Origin of the sequence: Paenibacillus sp. FSL H8-0457 (assembly GCF_038051935.1) — a bacterium.
GTDB lineage: Bacteria > Bacillota > Bacilli > Paenibacillales > Paenibacillaceae > Paenibacillus_AQ > Paenibacillus_AQ lautus_A.
Genome location: NZ_CP150293.1, coordinates 1,279,278 through 1,296,924, shown reverse-complemented (window position 1 = coordinate 1,296,924; position 17,647 = coordinate 1,279,278). Strand labels below are relative to the sequence as shown.

At 52.3% G+C, this 17,647-nt stretch carries 20 protein-coding genes; 2 read left to right on the top strand and 18 right to left on the bottom strand.

The window, feature by feature from the left end; genetic code table 11:
• The 13 genes from MHI43_RS05580 to MHI43_RS05520 form a co-directional block, all read right to left on the bottom strand.
• A complete protein-coding gene (locus tag MHI43_RS05580; RefSeq protein ID WP_036662148.1) occupies nucleotides 1-1,059 on the bottom strand; it encodes a LacI family DNA-binding transcriptional regulator in 1,059 nt (352 codons plus the stop codon).
• A 222-nt stretch (nucleotides 1,060-1,281) separates the two neighbouring features.
• Nucleotides 1,282-2,415: an SGNH/GDSL hydrolase family protein gene (locus tag MHI43_RS05575; protein WP_036662146.1), complete on the bottom strand. Its 1,134-nt coding sequence runs from the start codon at nucleotides 2,413-2,415 to the stop codon at nucleotides 1,282-1,284.
• A gap of 54 nt (nucleotides 2,416-2,469) precedes the next feature.
• Nucleotides 2,470-3,885, bottom strand: coding sequence for a radical SAM protein (locus MHI43_RS05570; protein ID WP_036662144.1), 1,416 nt, complete (start codon nucleotides 3,883-3,885; stop codon nucleotides 2,470-2,472).
• A 17-nt stretch (nucleotides 3,886-3,902) separates the two neighbouring features.
• A complete protein-coding gene (locus MHI43_RS05565; protein ID WP_036662142.1) occupies nucleotides 3,903-4,691 on the bottom strand; it encodes a prolipoprotein diacylglyceryl transferase family protein in 789 nt (262 codons plus the stop codon).
• A 66-nt stretch (nucleotides 4,692-4,757) separates the two neighbouring features.
• On the bottom strand, nucleotides 4,758-5,003 hold the full coding sequence (locus MHI43_RS05560) for a hypothetical protein (protein WP_341283237.1): 246 nt from the start codon (nucleotides 5,001-5,003) through the stop codon (nucleotides 4,758-4,760).
• A gap of 236 nt (nucleotides 5,004-5,239) precedes the next feature.
• Nucleotides 5,240-5,686 (bottom strand): VOC family protein, encoded by a 447-nt coding sequence (locus MHI43_RS05555; RefSeq protein ID WP_036662140.1) that lies wholly within the window; start codon nucleotides 5,684-5,686, stop codon nucleotides 5,240-5,242.
• Nucleotides 5,687-5,768: 82 nt separating this feature from the next.
• Nucleotides 5,769-6,695, bottom strand: a complete 927-nt coding sequence (locus MHI43_RS05550) for a sigma-70 family RNA polymerase sigma factor (RefSeq protein WP_036662138.1) — start codon at nucleotides 6,693-6,695, stop codon at nucleotides 5,769-5,771.
• The gene (locus MHI43_RS05545; protein ID WP_036662136.1) at nucleotides 6,695-7,300 is read right to left on the bottom strand and encodes a metalloregulator ArsR/SmtB family transcription factor; all 606 of its coding nucleotides are present in this window, start codon (nucleotides 7,298-7,300) and stop codon (nucleotides 6,695-6,697) included. The genes MHI43_RS05550 and MHI43_RS05545 overlap by 1 nt, the downstream gene beginning before the upstream one ends.
• Before the next feature lie 235 nt (nucleotides 7,301-7,535).
• Nucleotides 7,536-7,724: a hypothetical protein gene (locus MHI43_RS05540; RefSeq protein ID WP_009593181.1), complete on the bottom strand. Its 189-nt coding sequence runs from the start codon at nucleotides 7,722-7,724 to the stop codon at nucleotides 7,536-7,538.
• 213 nt (nucleotides 7,725-7,937) lie between these two features.
• A complete protein-coding gene (locus MHI43_RS05535) occupies nucleotides 7,938-8,480 on the bottom strand; it encodes a histidine phosphatase family protein (protein ID WP_036662134.1) in 543 nt (180 codons plus the stop codon).
• A 15-nt stretch (nucleotides 8,481-8,495) separates the two neighbouring features.
• The gene (locus tag MHI43_RS05530; protein WP_036662132.1) at nucleotides 8,496-8,942 is read right to left on the bottom strand and encodes an NUDIX hydrolase; all 447 of its coding nucleotides are present in this window, start codon (nucleotides 8,940-8,942) and stop codon (nucleotides 8,496-8,498) included.
• A 44-nt stretch (nucleotides 8,943-8,986) separates the two neighbouring features.
• Nucleotides 8,987-9,418 carry an NUDIX domain-containing protein gene (locus MHI43_RS05525; RefSeq protein ID WP_012819241.1) on the bottom strand — a complete coding sequence of 144 codons (432 nt, stop codon included), beginning with the start codon at nucleotides 9,416-9,418 and terminating at the stop codon, nucleotides 8,987-8,989.
• A gap of 254 nt (nucleotides 9,419-9,672) precedes the next feature.
• The gene (locus MHI43_RS05520) at nucleotides 9,673-9,918 is read right to left on the bottom strand and encodes a PepSY domain-containing protein (RefSeq protein WP_009593165.1); all 246 of its coding nucleotides are present in this window, start codon (nucleotides 9,916-9,918) and stop codon (nucleotides 9,673-9,675) included.
• Nucleotides 9,919-10,130: 212 nt separating this feature from the next.
• Here MHI43_RS05520 and MHI43_RS05515 point away from each other — a divergent pair, with 212 nt between their 5' ends.
• Nucleotides 10,131-10,862 (top strand): class I SAM-dependent methyltransferase, encoded by a 732-nt coding sequence (locus MHI43_RS05515; protein WP_036662129.1) that lies wholly within the window; start codon nucleotides 10,131-10,133, stop codon nucleotides 10,860-10,862.
• A 146-nt stretch (nucleotides 10,863-11,008) separates the two neighbouring features.
• Nucleotides 11,009-12,153, top strand: a protein-coding gene (locus MHI43_RS05510; RefSeq protein WP_085982516.1) for an IS3 family transposase whose coding sequence is annotated in 2 segments (ribosomal slippage) — nucleotides 11,009-11,282 and nucleotides 11,282-12,153 — 1,146 coding nt in all. Because the reading frame shifts where the segments join, the coding sequence is not laid out codon by codon here.
• A 183-nt stretch (nucleotides 12,154-12,336) separates the two neighbouring features.
• On the opposite strand, the gene MHI43_RS05505 is transcribed toward MHI43_RS05510, so the two are convergent.
• From MHI43_RS05505 to MHI43_RS05485, 5 genes are all read right to left on the bottom strand, one after another.
• Nucleotides 12,337-13,857, bottom strand: a complete 1,521-nt coding sequence (locus tag MHI43_RS05505) for a DEAD/DEAH box helicase (RefSeq protein WP_036661740.1) — start codon at nucleotides 13,855-13,857, stop codon at nucleotides 12,337-12,339.
• A 100-nt stretch (nucleotides 13,858-13,957) separates the two neighbouring features.
• On the bottom strand, nucleotides 13,958-14,833 hold the full coding sequence (locus MHI43_RS05500; protein ID WP_036661743.1) for a radical SAM/SPASM domain-containing protein: 876 nt from the start codon (nucleotides 14,831-14,833) through the stop codon (nucleotides 13,958-13,960).
• 258 nt (nucleotides 14,834-15,091) lie between these two features.
• Nucleotides 15,092-16,594, bottom strand: coding sequence for a M56 family metallopeptidase (locus MHI43_RS05495; protein WP_036661745.1), 1,503 nt, complete (start codon nucleotides 16,592-16,594; stop codon nucleotides 15,092-15,094).
• A 9-nt stretch (nucleotides 16,595-16,603) separates the two neighbouring features.
• Nucleotides 16,604-16,978, bottom strand: a complete 375-nt coding sequence (locus MHI43_RS05490) for a BlaI/MecI/CopY family transcriptional regulator (protein WP_036661746.1) — start codon at nucleotides 16,976-16,978, stop codon at nucleotides 16,604-16,606.
• A gap of 262 nt (nucleotides 16,979-17,240) precedes the next feature.
• Entirely contained in the window at nucleotides 17,241-17,468 is a 228-nt protein-coding gene (locus tag MHI43_RS05485; protein ID WP_012819235.1) for a hypothetical protein, read from the bottom strand.
• Nucleotides 17,469-17,647: the final 179 nt, after the last annotated feature.

The window sequence follows — 17,647 nt, the reverse complement described above, 5'->3', positions numbered from 1 at the left end:
TCAGTCGACCTTCTTTGCATAAGCGGTGGATTCGCGGAGGATGAAGTCGCCGGCCAGCAGTATTTTTTCCAGCGGGCTGTCCGGCTGCTCCACCCGTCTCGCCAGCATCTCCACCGCCCTGCGTCCGAACGCCTCCTTGTTGACGTGGATGGTGCTCAGTGACGGAGCCGCATAAGCGGCATCCTCAATATTGTCAAAGCCGGTAACCGAGCAGTCTGCCGGCACCTTGGCGCCCAGCTTGCCGAGCACCGTCATGATACAGATGGCAATGGAGTCGTTCGCGCACACAAAGGCGGTAGGCAGCTCCTCCATCCGGCTTAGTATCGTCTCAAGAGCCTCCGTCATCTCGGAGCGGTTATCTCCTTCAAAGCTAAGTAGCTCCTCGTTCTGATCCAGCGGGATCCCCTGCTCGACGAGGACGGAGCGATAGCCTTGATAACGATCGGCGAAGCTGCGCGAGAACCGGACGTTCCCTACGAACTGAAGGGTTCGATGCCCGCAGCCGATCAAGTAATTGGTCACCCGTCTCATGCACTCCACATTGTTCATGAACAGGGCATCCGACGGTATCAGCGGATCCTCATGATCGATCAAGACAAAGGGAATATCCAGGCTGCGGATTTCGAGCAGCAGCTGCGAAGAGATGAATCCGACGCCGATGATGCCTCTCACCCCGCTCGGATTAATCAAATTCGCGAAGCTGTCCTTGAACTGATCGGTCACGATGACCATCCCCGTGTCCCTTGCCTCAAGCTCATTCGTGATGCCGTCGATAATCCGTCCCCAATACAGGGAATCCCGCGTTTGGTAGCGGACATTCGGCACAAGCACGATGACGGTCTCCTTAGCGGCTTGGCTGCCGTCGGCATTGGCTTCGTTCTTCTTGCTTCCGGCCTTCGGCGACTTATTGGCAAAATAACCGAGCTGGGTCGCGAGGTTCACGATTTTCTCCCGGGTCTCGAGACTGACGCCGGATTTACCTGAAAGCGCTTTAGAAACAGCGAACTTCGAAAGGCCGAGATGATCGGCAATTTGCTGCATCGTGACTTTTCCTGCCATAACCTGTACACATCCTTTAAGGTAATCGATAAGTTATTAGTTAATTGTTATCATAACATTTCATTTATTAGGTAAACAATTAAAACTTTTGAATGCAGCGACGGCGCAGACAAAAGCCCGTTCCAACCTGGAACGGGCTCTCTCACGATTCTAGCTTATGAATGTTTCATTACGCGTTTCGTTACGCTGTTTGCACGCTAAGTGTCTACCCTGTTAACGGTTCTATCGCCTTGCTGCTGGAGCCATATCGCCGATCACTTGCTTTAGCACAGGCTCAAGCCGGTCCGCCATCAGCTTGAAGCCGAGGTCCGTCGGATGAACCCCGTCAACTGTCGTTTCCCCGGGATCGTCGCCTAACCAATCCGATCCGTCCACAAACGTTAGGTTATGGTCTCCGGCCTCCGTCAGTTCCCGAATGAGCTCCATCTGAAACTTTTTCCGTTCAAGCCGTCCTTCGCGAAACTCCGGCATGAACGACTCGGCTCCATGAGGGATGCGGGATACCAGGATGATGGGAACCTCCGGATGGAATTTCCGGTAGGTCTCGATATACCGCGGCAAGGTCTGACGATAAGCTTCGGTCCCTCCGCAATTCGCCTCATAATCAATCACGAGACAGGCCGGCTCCGAGATTTGGGCGGCCAGTTCGGCAAGCTCCGGCTCTCCCTTGCCGTTCCCCGAAAAGCCCAGGTTGATAAACTCCAGATGGAGCCTGCGGCTTAAGATATTCGTATACGACATGCCGGGCCGCGACGCGCATCCGCCTTGCGTGATGGAGGTTCCGTATATGACCACTCTCGAGCTGGAATCATAGGGCTCCGGCGCAAGGACCTCGGCTCCCGGCTCCATTCCGATCCATATCTCCTCAACGCCCTGGTATAAGGGCATGTTGAGCAGGAACGAGCGTGCTTTGCGGTCTCCGACAGTGAAAAGGCTGCTCTCATACTCTGCCTGACCTGGCTGGAAACGGGCGGTTCCTGCATGTTTCCACTCGCCCGGGCCGCCGATATACGCATCCACTCCGCACTCCCCGGTGGGGGGCATATGGTACATGCCGGATCCTGCCGTCAACCGCACGCGGACGGATACGTTCCGCGAATCCGTTCGGAAGCGGATTTGACCGCCCGATGTGCAGTTCGCAAGCGTATCCACCTCCGGTCGGACGGGGACCTCAGGTACGGCAGGCAGCCTGCGATAGATGCGTTCGGTGTCGAACCAGGCAAAGCCGGATACTCGGAATGGCTCTTCCAATGGGGAATACCATAACCATTCGTCCGCTTCGGCGTGATCGATCTTCATGTTCTGATCCAATTGAAATGGAGACACCTTCTCAGGTTCAGGGCTATTGTCCTGCACAATGTATCGCCTCCCTATGTAAGCTCGAATTGAAGTACATTGCCATAGAACGGCTTATCTGTCCCATGCGGTGGCAACCTCTTCCTTCAGTTCCTTCAGCAGCTCTTCCTTGTCATCCCGGTAAAACATGTTATAGGTGTCGAACGGGATCATCCGCCCGTCGGGATGCACGATATGCACGCAGGATTTCTTGACGGACCGGACATCGAAGTTATGGGCATCCAGGAACTGCATGATAATGACCCGGAAGACGTTGTCGTACGTAATCTGCTCCGGCACGGCGGCCAGCGGCAGGCAGCAGAGCAGGCTCTTCAGGGAAAGCGCCGAGGATTGCGGCGAGTGGCCCGTCGACAGCAGCTCAAACATCTTGCCCCGGATGACCGGGTCCTGTTCGAATACAATCGTGTTGCTGTCGCCTTCAAGCAGGATTTCCGGGTCGATCATCCGCGTCAGCGGGAGCACTTCCCCGCCCAGCTTCAACGCATAACCCATGGCGAGGCAATCCGGGTGGCAGGGCACCGGCAGAATGTCCGCGTCCGTAAACACCTCGGACTGGTCGATGATCATCCGCCGGACTTCGCTTACGGTCAGGCGATCGGTTGCCGGATCATACCCCTCCAGCCGTCCCGCCGCCTGAATCGGCTGAATGGTGACGCCGCGCACCGCCTTTTGCTGAAGCCCGTACTGAATGATGTCGCCGATTTCGCCGTCGTTGAGCCCTTTCTTCAGCGTGACGACCAGCGTCGTGGAGATGTTGAATTCATTCAGGTGCTCGATGGCCTGCCGGCGGATGCGCCGCAAGTCGGCCCCTCTCAGCTCCTTCAGCACATGTTCCTCAAAGCTGTCGAACTGCAGGTAAATCTCGAAGCCGGGCATATATTCGGCCAGCCTCCGCGCAAAATCGCGGTCCTGGGCGATGCGAATGCCGTTCGTGTTCACCATGATATGCTTGATGGGACGGCTTTTGCACATATCCAGGATGTCGAAGAAATCCGGGTGCGTCGTCGGCTCGCCGCCGCTGATCTGCACGATGTCGGGCTCCCCCTCGTTCTCCACGATCCGGTCGAGCATGAATTCGATCTGTGCCAGCGACCGGTAGGAGGTGCGGTGCGGCGACGATTCGGCGAAGCAGATCGGGCACTGCAGATTGCAGTGATCCGTAATCTCCAGCAGCGTGAGGCAGCTGTGCTGCTCATGGTCCGGACACAGTCCGCAGTCGTAAGGGCAGCCGTAACGGATCGGCGTATTCCAGACGAGCGGCATTTCGGACGGCTTGATGAACTTTCGCGTCTGATGGTAATACTCGGCCTCGGTTGCGATCAGCACTTTTTCCGGACCGTGCACGAGGCATCTTTTGAGCATATACACCATGCCGTTCTCCTCGATGATCTTGGCTTCCACTTTGCGATAACAGGTGGTGCATATGCTGTTCGTCAGTTCATGATACAGATAAGGCCGGTTTTTTGGCATAATCAAAACTCCTTTGGTCAGCTTGGAAGACGGGAACCCGGCGTGTAGCGGCGAAGCCGGTTTCTGCCGCCGATCAGCCATGCGTAATAGATGAGGCCCGCGATGCAGGCCAGCTGGATATTGTTCAATCCCAGGTAAGGATGCGGCGTCGGCTTGATCCATTCGATCGCCAGGCGGAACAGCAGATACCCGGCCATGAACCACTGGAACATCCGCCCGGACACATAGCCCTCGCGAGTCGATCTGCCGCGGCTTTGACGGTACAGCGGCATCAGCAGCAGGGCCAGCACGATCAGGAAGAGGATCTCATACAGCTGAGTCGGGTGGCGATAGATCCCGTCGCCGAAATCCACGCCCGTGAACCAGGTTGTCGGCGTGCCATAGGTGTGGTCGTCGAGGCCGGTCAGAAAACAGCCGATTCGCCCAAGGGCCAGGCCCAGCATCAGAGGGTACACAAAATCATCGCCCGTGGAATGCTTCCAGCCCACCCAGCGTTTTGTCAGCTCGACGCCGATCAATCCGCCGAGAAGACCGCCGACAATCGTCTTGCCACCCCAGAGGAGATGGAATTGGCGCAGCTGTTCCCAAGTGGCCGCCGGATCCTCAAACCAGTACAGCAGCTTGGCCCCAATGGCAGCCCCGGCGATGATGCCGGCCAGAAGCTGCAGGCTCATCAGCTTTGTCATGCCGCTCGGCCGGCGGGTCCATAAATACACCCGAAAGCCGATAAAGTAGGCCAGCGATTCAAATAACACATGCGGATGAATCCGCCAGGAGCCCAGGTACACATAAACAGGAAATTCCATCCGCCCACTCCTTGAATGAAAACTTGAGTTGAAAATAAGACCATGTTCGAGTTCGAAACGCGTTCTTTAATAGGAAAACAGGATCGTTCCGCAAATCGCGAGCAGCAGCAGCGCAAGCCCGCCCAGGATGGCCAGTATGGAGACAATCACGGTCACCCAAATGTTCTTGGACCGTCCGGGCATGCCGGGAGCAGGGTTCATTTCGCCGCATCGGTAGCGGCAGCGGCCTGTCTCCGGATTATGGCATTCGTCGCACACCGGCTTTCCGCAGCGCGTGCACTGAGCGACGGCCGGCCTTTCGGGATGGTTCATGCAGCGGTAAACTTCCATCCAATCACCTCACTTGGGATTTAGCCCTAATATTTCCCATTGTAAACGTAAACAGAGAATTAGACCACCACCTATAACGACAGATGGCCCTGGGGTGAACATTCATAAGACGTCATAAGATGCCGCCGTTTCCAATCGGAATCGCGAAAATACAAAAAGGCAAGCCCTCTGACTCATTCAAGCCAGCGCTCGCCTTTCCATTCTTGTGGTTCGATGGGTCAGCTCGTGGGTGCATCCTGCCAAACATTAAACTTGTTGCCGTCGGGATCCTTGAATTTGAACTGCAATCCGCAGGAACCGTGATCTACCAGCGGCTCGACCTGTGCTCCATTTTCCCGCAGCCGCTTATGCAGTTCCGTAATATTCTCGACCTCGAAGGTTAACGAGAACATCTCATAATTCTCCCCTTCCCATTGGTTGGTTATGAAGTTGGCTGTTCGGTTATCCAGTGTTTCCAGCAGGAATAACCACTGTCCGTCCCCTAAGATCAAGATGGCTCCCGTATCGTCGCATTTTCTCACCGTAAGGCCAAATAGCTCAGTGTACCATTTTACCGCCTGCGGAAGATCCCTTACCGGGAGATAATTGCAATGAACCTTCTTTAGCAACGGCTTGTTCACGGATTGGAGCTTGGGTGCTTCGTTTAATTGGTTGTCTGTCGTCATTCGATTCACCTCTTGTTCAATGTGGTTTCAATATATAGACGATGGAACCGGACCGATTCCGTCACGGAGAGCCATTTTTTTATCAATTCGGTTCAATTGCATGATACTTATTGCCGTCGGGATCATAGAATACCAGCAATTTGCCGAATAAAGCATCTTCCCGGATCGGCTCGATTCCAATCCCATGTTGATGCAGCCGCTGCTCTAACTCCCCAACGCTCGCTGCTTCGAACGTGAGTACAGGCATGCTCGCCGGGGCGTGGTGCTGACACTCGAGCAAATACAATTCCTGTCCGGATTCCAGCACCGGATTGCCGTGCCTGCTGGTTCCTAGATGAAAATGCAGGATAAACCAGGCGGTGGCCTGCCCCTTATCCGTGACTGGAATATAGAAATGACCGGCTCGCTTAAGGACATGTTCCGAGACCTGCTGCTCGAAATCCCTCCCCAAACGATGAGTAAGGAAATAATGCTCGAAGTCACGGGCTAGATGCTGTTTCAAAACTTCTCTGGCACGTCGTATTCGGCTTTCAACCGCAGATACCGACATGTTAAGGAACTGTCCGATCTCTTTCATGGACCACTCGCTTAAGTAGTGCAGCACGACAACGGATTTACTCTTCTCCTCCAATCCCTGCAAGGCTCCCCAGACGGAATCATGGATCACATATTGTTCCAGCCATGGCGTGATATCGTCCGATGCTGGAGTCGTTTCGTGCAGGGGGAGAGCCCGCTTGCTTCGTTTGGCAAAATCGAGGCTGGTCCGGCGCGTTATCGCATACAGCCAGCTGCCCAGTTTCGCTGGATCGTTCAGCGTATGCAGGTTGCGATAGCACTTCAGAAATGCTTCCTGCACCGCATCCTGTGCCTCGTGGAAATCTCCCAGCACGCTGTACGCAACGGATAACAGGGCGTTGGAATACTCGTTGACGATCATCCGGTAGGCATCAAAATCCCCCGCTTTGGCATCCTCGATCCGTTGATGGGTTAGCGGCGAATGTTCTTTCATTAGGACAGATCCTCCCACCGTGCCCACATCTTCTCCGGATTGAGCTCATACACCCCATTGTCCCGGAACATGAAGTGATGCATGATAAACTCCCTCCGGATCGTCGCAAAGTCTTCATGATACTCTTTGATAAACTCGTTCATTTCCTTCTCGCTGTACTTCTGTCCCTTCTCCAACCGGGATACCATATGCGTAAGCACGATGAGTTTCTTCTTTAGCTGGGCAGGGATGCTCTTCAGCTTCCCGTCGGAGGTGAAGAAGTTCTTGATTACGGAATCCCTCATCCGCCGTTCTTCTTCCTGCAAGCTTTCCGTTACGCCCTCGGACCGGACTCTTTGGTAAATCAGATTCTCCGTCGCTGTCGCACTGTTCTTAATAAAGTAATCGTTCAGCGAAAAAAAGATCGTGTTCTTGTCCCTGCGTTCGTTGATGAGGCTCGCTTCCCGCAGCTTCGCCGCGTGGTGCGTAATCGTAGCCGGCGTGACGCCGATCTTCTCGGCTAGAAGCTGGCCGTTCATTTCGCCTTCCGCAAGCAGGATGAGCATTTTGATTCGGGTCGGGTCTGCGAGCGCCTTGTGATAACTGACCACTTTATCCAACTGCACGGTTATCGACTCAACTCCTTATATAAATTTAACATTCATCTAATTTATAGTTTGTTAAATCAGATGTTAAACCATCCGAATTACAAAGTAAACCTCCTCATGGAGAATGAAGGCCCTGGCACCATAAAAAACCCGCCCTTCTTCATGAAGGAACGGGTTTTTCGGATGTTGCGGCTCCACGTACGGAACACGGTTGCTCTGTTGCTGTCGACCTAGATATTAGCTAAGCCGCTTCTTACACTACCGCTGCGTCCACTCTGGACTGATCGGCATTCTGGCATCGTTTGCATACCTTCAGTGCCGTGCCGTCCGATTTGTTGGCGACGTAGAGAAGTTTGATGCGCGACGTGCTGCATACCGGGCATGTGCCGCGGCCGCGCGATGGCATGTTCCATAGTGCGCGGCCCCGTTTTGTTTTGGCCATGGTTCATATCCCCTTTATTTCATAATCTCCAATGGTATGTCGAACCCATGCACGCCGCTTGCCTCCGCCGCGATTATTCTTTGTTATGCGAATCTCAATCCTTAGGATGGACAAGCCGGATATCCGTGCAACTCCATTATAGGGGACGGGCCGTCGCCAAATATAGGGAATAAATGCTTATGAAGTCTTTTTTACATACGCCTTCTTTCGTGGCTATGAATTCCATATCCGCTGGATCTCCGGTACATCTGAACGGAAGCTGAGCTTATACACGTCGGGATTGGAGAAAGCCTCCCACTCGTTGAAGCCGATCTGATTATCGTAATGCTTCAGCAGAAGCGAGATCAGATTGCCATGGGATACCATAACGGCATTTCGGCTTGAACTCTGCAGGACCTCATGGACTACGCTTACCGCACGATGCATGGCTGTACGACTTGATTCTCCGCCTTCAAAGCACAAGTCCAGATCCTCATAGGATCTGCGCAGCATCTCCCGCCATTCAGGAGCATTTCGACCCGACAGTATTCGCTCGGTCAACCTCGCATCCAGCACAACGGCCACGCCTATGCGATCAGCCAAAGGTGTAACGGTGTCGTGAGCTCTGCGATAAGAACTTGAAACAATACGGTCAATCCCTTTGTCGTGCAGAAATTCAGCAAGTTCAAGCGATTGCTGAAGCCCCTGCTCGGTTAACGGAGCATCCGCCGCTTGTCCCTCCGCTTGGCAATGGCGTACGATGTATATTTTTTTCATAGGATCGGCACCTCCCTATAATCCAATATTGCGCTTGAGCCCTTGATAGCTTCCGGACTCCGGAAATCCGCGCTGAACGATCGTCATAAACTTCTCGGTAAACCCGTGGTTTGCTAAATCTGCGATCGGGACCATGACCACATCGCCGATAGGATTGAGATCGAACTCATTCGTCGGGAGGCGGATTTCCCCCTCCAAGCGTTCCAGCAAAAACGTAATATGCAAGAGGGATGGCGATGAATCCGGCTTATCGCATAAATACAGAAGCTTCGTCACTTTTGTAACAAGCCCGGTCTCCTCTTCCATTTCCCGAATCATGGCTTCCTCCAGTGTTTCCCCTTGCTCTACCCTTCCTCCCGGAAGCGACCAGCCGCGTTCCGATGAAACGCTCTGTTTGACCAGCAGAATCCGTTCGTCTTCGATCAAAATTCCGGTGACTCGAACCTGCAATAGGCTGCTCATACCCTAACCCCGTTTCTTAGGATTTTGCTTTTCGAAAACCATGCTTATTTGAACCTCCTTCGCGCCTCCTCCGCCCGCCGCACGCTCTCCATCGTCCACGGCGGTGTCTGGGGATGATCCCTAATTTCCGACAGCGTCATCCACTGCACCGAATCGACCTCGTCCGGGCTTTTGCAATACGGCGTTCCTCCATTATACTCGCACAAGAACACCATATTGATGACGGGACGGCCATCGCCCGTTACAAACGAAGAGCTGTAGACATATGTAACGTTTTCCTTCACCTCAACCCCGACTTCTTCGTAAAGCTCCCGCTTCACCGTGCGCTCCAGAATATCCAGCGTGCTGCCTTCCTTGTCGACCTTGCCTCCCACGAACGAAAGCGTTCCGCCGGCGTTCTCTTCCTTCAAGCTGCGTGTTATCATCAGCCACTGCCCGTCCTTATGCACGGCACCTTCCACATTGACGATGTACATGAGCTTTCTCCCCTCCATAAACCTCTTCTATCTTGCTTTATATGATCATACCACTGACTCTCACCTTACAGGAGACCTTAAAATAGGTTCCAGCATTGAATCTATAAGGAGGAATAATACCATGCCTAGCTCTATCCGCTGTCCGGACGTGGCGGAGCCACCGAAACTAAAAGCACGCTCCAGTTAAAAAACCGAGCGAAACGATGTGCTTCTCCTCGTCTCGCCCGGTTGCTTTGTTCTTCAGCCTGAAGACCTTAATCCTCGTCGTCTTCTTCCTCCACCTTCAAGATCCTTCCCGATTTCGCGAGGACCTCCACTTCGAACAGCCTGTTGTCGGAAGTCATAATAAAAATTTCGTAGACCAGCACGCCATGCTCCAGCTCCATATCGACATGAACGATTTGGCCCGGCACGCGGGCCAGCGCAATTTCTTGGGCCTGCTGCATGGAAATTCTCTGCCTGGTTACCCGCCCCGGTACGTGATAGTAATTGCCGTACATCGGAAATATCCCCTTTCAAATAAAAAAGTCGGCTCATGTACCATATGAAGGGGTCCCAGGGTTGGTGCGATTCAACCTTGGCCGCCGTTTCATGTTTGCATCATCATGGATTTCCTGAGATAAGATTTTTTTGCCTTATTGATTCATCTCATATCTTCGTTATGGTACAGTACATCAAGATGGATGCAGCCTGATATTCGAAGGAGGGACTTATGAGCTATCACGGATCCGATTTTTACGACAACGACAAGAATTTCGAGAAATACATGGAACGGCGGCAGTGGCAGGAGAATGCCAACGATACGTTGGAGAAGCCCGTCATCCGGCAGCTGCTGGGGGATATCGCGAGCCTTCATGTATTGGACCTGGGATGCGGGGATGCCGGCTTCGGCGTGGAACTGCTTCAACAAGGGTGTGCCTCCTATGCCGGAATCGAGGGCTCCCGCAACATGGTGGAAGCCGCTTCGAGCAGCCTGGCCGATTACAAGAACGGGACCGTTCAACACATGAGGATGGAGGATTACGCGTATTCGCGCGACACCTATGATGTAGTGCTCTCCAGGCTTGCCCTTCACTATCTGCAGGATATCGGGGGTATCTTTCGAAGCGTTCACCAGACCTTGAAGCCAGGCGGAAGGTTCATCTTCTCCGTCGAGCATCCCGTCATTACCTCCACGCTGCAGCCGTCCGGCACCAGAACGAATTGGGTGGTGGACAACTACTTCATCCAAGGCTACCGGGAGCAGCAATGGCTCGGCGGCACCGTTCATAAGTACCATCGAACCGTCGAGGATTACTTCCGGGCGATGCAGGAAGCCGGCTTTATCGTGGAGCACTTGAGAGAGTCCCATCCTGTGCGAGAGTATTTTGTCAACGAGGAAACCTATGAGCGCCGGCGCAGAATTCCGTTGTTTCTGTTTCTTGCGGGGAGAAAGAGCGAGTAGCTCACTAGCGGCATCAAGAAAAAAAAGCACCCTTCCACTTCACAAGTGGGGGACTGACCCCATAACGTGAGACAAATTAAAAAACACCTTCAAGAGAATGCAACCATGTCGTAAGATATGGGGACAACTTTGGAGGTGTTTTTGCGTTGGCAACAAGAGTCAGCTATCCAGTAGAAGTGAAAAAGAAAGCTATTGAAATGAGGTTGGATGGCATTCCAGTGAAAGAAGTCATGGACCAACTGAACATACGAAATAAGACACAAGTGGAGACCTGGATGAGATGGTATCGCAGCGGCCAATGGAACCGGTTGGAGCAACCTGTCGGTAAACAATACAGCTACGGTAAAGGCCCTGAATATACGTCAGAACTCGAGAAGGTACAGGCGGAAAATCGGTTTCTGAAGCAACAATTAGATCTGCTAAAAAAGTTCGTGGAAATGCAAAGGAGGTGTCGCCAAAGGCTGTAGTGGAGTGGGTGGAGTCTGTTCGAGGAGAAATCAGTGTAACTCAAGCGTGTGCATGGATCGGGCTTTCTCGCTCCACCTACTATCGCTGGAAGAACGCCTACAAGAACCCATGTAAAGATCACATGGTAGAGACGATTCGAGAACTCTGTAGTCAGCATAAATTTCGTTATGGATACCGGAAGATCACGGCTCTGCTTCGGATGGAGCGTAAGATAAACCATAAACGCGTGCAGCGGATTATGCAGCGCGAGGGGCTCCAATGTCGTGTCAAAGTGAAGAAACGCAAACCTACTGGGCAGCCAGCTTATATCGCAGAGCACTTGTTAAAGCGCCAGTTTGCAGCCGATGCCCCCATGCAAAAACTCGTTACAGATATTACGTATTTGCCGTTTGGCGGAAAAACGTTATACCTGTCGAGTATCTTGGACTTGTTTAACGGAGAGATTGTGGCGTACAGTATTTCTGACAAGCAAGACACCGGGTTTGTCCTGGACACGCTGGGTCAGCTGCCCACTCTGCCAGGCACTATGCTCCATAGCGACCAGGGCAGCGTCTTCACATCTCAGGCCTATCAAGAAGCTGTGAAGGGAAAAGGCATTACCATGAGCATGTCCCGCAAGGGTACGCCCGCTGATAATGCCCCCATTGAATCGTTTCATTCCACGCTAAAGTCTGAAACGTTCTATCTCGAAGGTTTAACCTGTACGACGACAGCCATCGTCGAGCAGACCGTTCGAGACTACATTACTTACTATAACTCAATTCGCATTCAAACAAAACTAAACAACCAGTCGCCGCTTCATTTCCGGCAACTGGCTGCTTAAACTTGCAAGGTGTTTTGATCCCTGTCTCACAAACGGGGGTCAGTCCCTGGAAAAGGGTGCTTTTTATGTTTAATGGGTTCGTCGGAAACGGCTGCATAATTCATGCGCATGGTGCGTGGTTTAGGGCATGCATGAATGGCTGTTGGCCATGATAAGAAGTCATCCCCCAATCGCCGCTTCCACTTATGAAGGTCTGCCGGCTCTGCTTCCCTTGTTGAATCCGCCGGACTTGCGTTTCCGGGCCTGGCCGTTGTTAGGTTTCGAAGCTGCTTCCGAACTCAGCTTGCGTGCCATCTCTGAATATGGATTCGTGACGGCTTCCGTCATGGGCTTACGCGCCGAGTTCGTCTTGGATTGGCGGGCGGCGTCCGTCTTCGGCTTATTTCCCGCGTCTTGTCTTGATTGGCGGGGTGCACCCGTCTTCGGGTTACGTGCCGCGTCGGCCTTTGGTTTGCGGGCCGCATCCGCCTTCGGTTTAGCAGGTCTCGATGCAGCTGACTTGCCTTTGCCGGGCTTGGACGAGCCGGATTTTGGCGTCGGGTCCACCTTGGCGGCTCTTAACGCCCCGGACATCGGAAAGGCATGGTCCTTCACTTCCGGAATGGACTTTCCGATTAGCTTCTCGATATCCCGAAGAAAAGGAACCTCGTCCACTTCGCAGAACGATATCGCCGTCCCGCTCAGTCCCGCGCGCCCCGTGCGCCCAATCCGGTGCACATACGTTTCCGGAATGTTCGGGAGGTTGAAGTTAATGACATGCGACAGCTCGTCGATGTCGATCCCGCGCGCGGCAATATCCGTTGCCACCAGGACGCGGGTCGCCCCGCTTTTGAAATTGTTGAGCGCCGTCTGGCGGCTGGTTTGCGATTTGTCGCCGTGAATGGCCTGAGCCGTAATATTCACCTTGTTCAGTCCGCGCGCAACCCGGTCGGCTCCCCGCTTCGTACGGGTAAAGACCAATGCCGACACGATGGAAGGGTCCTTCATCAGCTCATTCAATTGCTGCTGCTTATTCCCGGTTTCCAGCAGGTACACCGATTGCTCGATCCGTTCGGCCGTAGAGGAGACCGGCGTGATCTCGACTTTTACGGGATTGTGCAGCAAGGTTTGGACAAGCTGGGTGATTTCCGCAGGCATCGTGGCCGAGAAGAACAGCGTTTGTTTTTTGCTCGGCATTTTGGCGATGATTCGCTTCACGTCATGGATGAAGCCCATATCCAGCATCCGGTCGGCCTCATCCAGCACCAAAATCTCCACATGCTGCAAATCGACGTGCTTCTGATTCATGAGGTCCAGCAGCCTGCCTGGGGTCGCAATCAGGATGTCCGCTCCTTGCTGAAGCGCCCGCTCCTGCGTCTTCTGCGAAACGCCGCCAACAATGGCCGTCGAACGCAGCTTGGTGAACTGGCTGTAAGCTTTGACGTTATCCGAAATTTGCAGGGCAAGCTCCCGGGTCGGCGACAACACCAATGCGCGAATGCGGCGCCCCATGCCCGGTTTAGGGGGTTGCTGATTCAACAGCTGGATCATCGGCACCGAAAAAGCGGCGGTCTTCCCCGTTCCGGTCTGGGCGCAGCCCAGCAAATCTCTGCCGGCCAGCACAGCCGGGATCGCCTGAGCCTGAATCGGCGTCGGCGCTTTGTAATTCTCCTTGGCCAAAGCCTTGAGAATGACAGGGGATATATTTAAATCTTCAAATGTCATGGGATCTCCTTTATGGTGAATATCTATATTTACGTCATAACATATAACGATACCACAGATCGGCATAAAAAAAGAAGCGGAATTTTCCTCCGCCTCCCCTTTAAGCCCCAAACCGCTGCCGATATCCGCATTTTCTGCATAATTCCTCAACCGCTTCCCGGCGCGAAAATCCGTCCACGAGGTTGTTCGCCCGCTCCCCATCCACGATGTCCGAGAAGGACTTCTGATGAAGGTTACCCAAGTTGATGACCCCTTCCCCGTCCAGACAGCAAGGCACGACCGTCCCGTCTACAAGAATGGCCGCCTGACTCCGCAGCGCGTGGCAGAAGCCCTTGCCGTCATCCTCCGGGGCCGACAAGCTCGGCCACTGGAACTCATAATCCTGGTTCAGGTAGACGCGTTCGGCTACCCTTACGCCACCGCCGGGTTCAACCTTTTCCTCGATGCGGTAGTCCAAATTGAATTCCTGCTCTAAAATTTCAAGCGTCTGGCGGTTTCGGCTCTTCTCCAGGTTCGTTTGGTTGTCCTGCGTCAAATTCCACAAACGGAAGGAGAAGATGACCTTATGCTCCTCCGCATCCCGCACAAAAGAGAGGATGTCCCGCAAATATCCTTCACGGTCCGTGGAGCCGACATGTCCATTAAAGCTGTGGAGCGAGAAGTTCATCTGTCTCAACGCCGGCTTGCCCAGCAGCTTATGCCGGTTCTTCGCGATCAACGTGCCGTTGGTCGTGATGTTGACCTTGAACCCCTTCTCATGGCTGATATCCAGCAGCTCGTCGATCTTCGGATGAAGCAGCGGCTCTCCCTTCACATGCAGATAAATGTAACTCGTGTGCGGCTTGATCTCATCCAATCTTCTCGCAAAGTCCTCCACTTTAATGAAGTTGGCCTTGCGCTCCGTCGGCGGACAGAACGTGCAGGCCAAATTACAAATGCTCGTGATTTCTATGTAAACTTTCTTAAACTGCTTCAAGATGTTATCCCCAATCCCATGTCTATGATCGTATGACGATTTGCCAGCTTGCTCGCTTGCCAATCCTTCACATCGTACCATAGGCTGGCATTTACAGCTACAGCTATAAATGCGATCTGAGGCCATTCCATATAAAGCGAAAGAAGAGGGAGAATCCTCTTCTTTCGTTTTTGCTCTAATTAACGTTCATCGTTTATGTTTGAATGCATCACTTATCAGCATCAATCACACTCAGCAAGTTCTTCAAGCGTCGTGATCTTATCGTAATGGAAGTAGTCGGGGGGTCTCGTTTGGATGAGACTTATAACCCTGATCGACAGGACGAGCTTCTGCTGGAGGAGCTACAACCTGGTTTCCTTCACTCTCAACGACCATCTCCGAAGGGGCAGCTTCCGTTGGAGGAGCTATAACATTGCTTCCTTCATTCTTAACTTCAGCCACAGGACGAGCTTCTGTTGGATAATCCACAACATCGCTTCCTTCTTTCTCAACTACAGCTGCAGGACGAGCCTCTGTTGGATAATCCACGACATTGCTTCCTTCAGCGACAGCAACAAGACGAGCTTCTTCTGGATAAGCTACAACCTCGTTTTCTTCATTCTCAGCGGCAGCTTCAGGACGAGCTTCTTTGGGATAATCTACAACATGGTTTCCTTTATTCTCAACTACGACTTCAGAAGGTACCGCTCTAGGGGCCGCTTCTGTTGGTTGAGCTTCTGCATGACCAGCCTCTTTTTCAATGACTTTAGGCGTATTGCTAGAAGCCCATGCCGCTGCTGATGTGCTAATTACAGCAACCAAAAACACCGCTGTTAACGTGAGATACATTGTTTTCTTTTTTTGTTTCTTTACATTCAGCATCATCATTAATCTCCTTTTCAATTGTTTGCCGTCACCGGATAAGGAGGCAATAAATTGCACGGGTAAATTCCTTGACCCTGCCATGACGCTTAAAATCGTCTCCCCATAGCGTTTCCGCTCGGCATAGGACATCTCTTTTACGACTTCTTCATCGCAAGACAACTCGCTCCATACATGAAGGTCCTTGCGAAGAATATGCACCAAAGGGTTAAACCAATGTAGGGCGCTTGCTCCGAGCGTGAACGCTTTGACCCATAAATCTTTCCGTTTCAGATGGATCAACTCATGACGGATTACCATGTCCATGTTAACGGTATTCTCTATAGGGAGATAAATGGTAGGTTTCCATAGGCCGACAAGAACAGGGCTCCGAATGATGAAGCTGTGGGCAAGCCCGACGCTGCTTTTCACACCGAGGGCTTCCTTGATGAAGGAAAGCTGTTTCGCTGCTTCGCTGCTTATCGGAACGGTGACACGCGAATGTTCTAGTTTCTTTAAAAATCTGCGATAACAATACATCTGCCATGCAACAAAAGCTATAGCGCCGATTGCCCATAAGACAATAAGGGGCAGGGCTACGTTTACTGAAATGGTCTTTGCCGGAATAAGCGGCTCCAAACCAGTCCCTGAATATGGACCGGGCATCGCATGTTGCACAGTCGAAGGCAACTCGTTCACAATGGGAACGGTTGCTGTTGCACTAAATGTAAAAAGCGGTGAGATCCACCGAATACCCAGGACGACGGGTAAAAGATAAAAGACTACTGCCATTTTGCCAATTCCATAGCGCCACTTTGTAGGAAAGGTATTGACGAATACGATCCTCAGTACAAGAATGCAGGCTACAACAGCACTTCCAGCAACGGTAAGGGTTAACAGCAATTCAAGAATAGTATTCATAAGCACCCCCTACTTTTGCGAGAACCATTGCTTCAGCTCTGCAATATCTTCATCTGAAAGCTTTTCGCCGTCATACAAAGCCGAAATTAGGTTTTTAACCGAGCCTTGATATAATCCATCCAGGACGTGCTGCGCTTCCATCAGCTTATAATCTTCAGGCGAAATGCGCGGCGTATATTTATTGGTCCGTCCATCCCTCGCAGCCGTAAGAGCCCCTTTGTCCACCAAACGCGACAGGAAGGTGGAAATGGTCTGTGCCTTCCATTCTCTTCCTCTCTGGGCGAACAGTGCGAGCAATTCGGTGGATGTGACAGGCGGCGTACACTCCCAAATCACCTCCATAAGCTCCATTTCAGTATCCGATAATTTTTGAACCTGGTTCACGGTGAACACCTCTTTACGTCGTTATGCGTCCATAACGAACTAATTACTACACGATGTAGTAACTATAACCTACTACATCACGTAGTGGTATGTCAAGCGAAGGGAAATGAAGTTTACTGCTGCATAGAACTTATATGTAAAATGAAAGAACCGCGCAGGAGCGCGGTTCTTTGCCCAACCATACAGCTACAAATAATTAAAGGCGCACCGGATTCACCAGGCCCCCTTATTTTTACTCGTGCAGATGGTAGTTTAACGCCGTTTATTTTGAATCGTTGTCGTCATTTTCTGCAGCCTCGCCAGCTTTGTTACCCAATGCTGCGCCTGCGATACCACCGGCAATCGTGCCGATCGGACCCAGTATGGAACCTACAGCAGCACCTACGACGCCGCCGCCCGCGGTTCCGATAGCTTCTCCAGCGTCAACGCCCATGTTGGTCGTGTCGCGGTCAGCATCAGCCTTATGATTACGATCGTTTTTATTAGCCATCCATCTCACTCCTTCGAAATTTGTGACAGGAACAGCTCCATCTTGCCGGACGTTGTTCCAAACCATATCTTGCCCTAACGGATCTAAAAGAATTCTTTAAAATATGCCGGTTCGGATTCCTTTCTAATCGAAAATAGGTTGCGAATTTTAGACGATGTTTGCGGATTATGGGATTATGT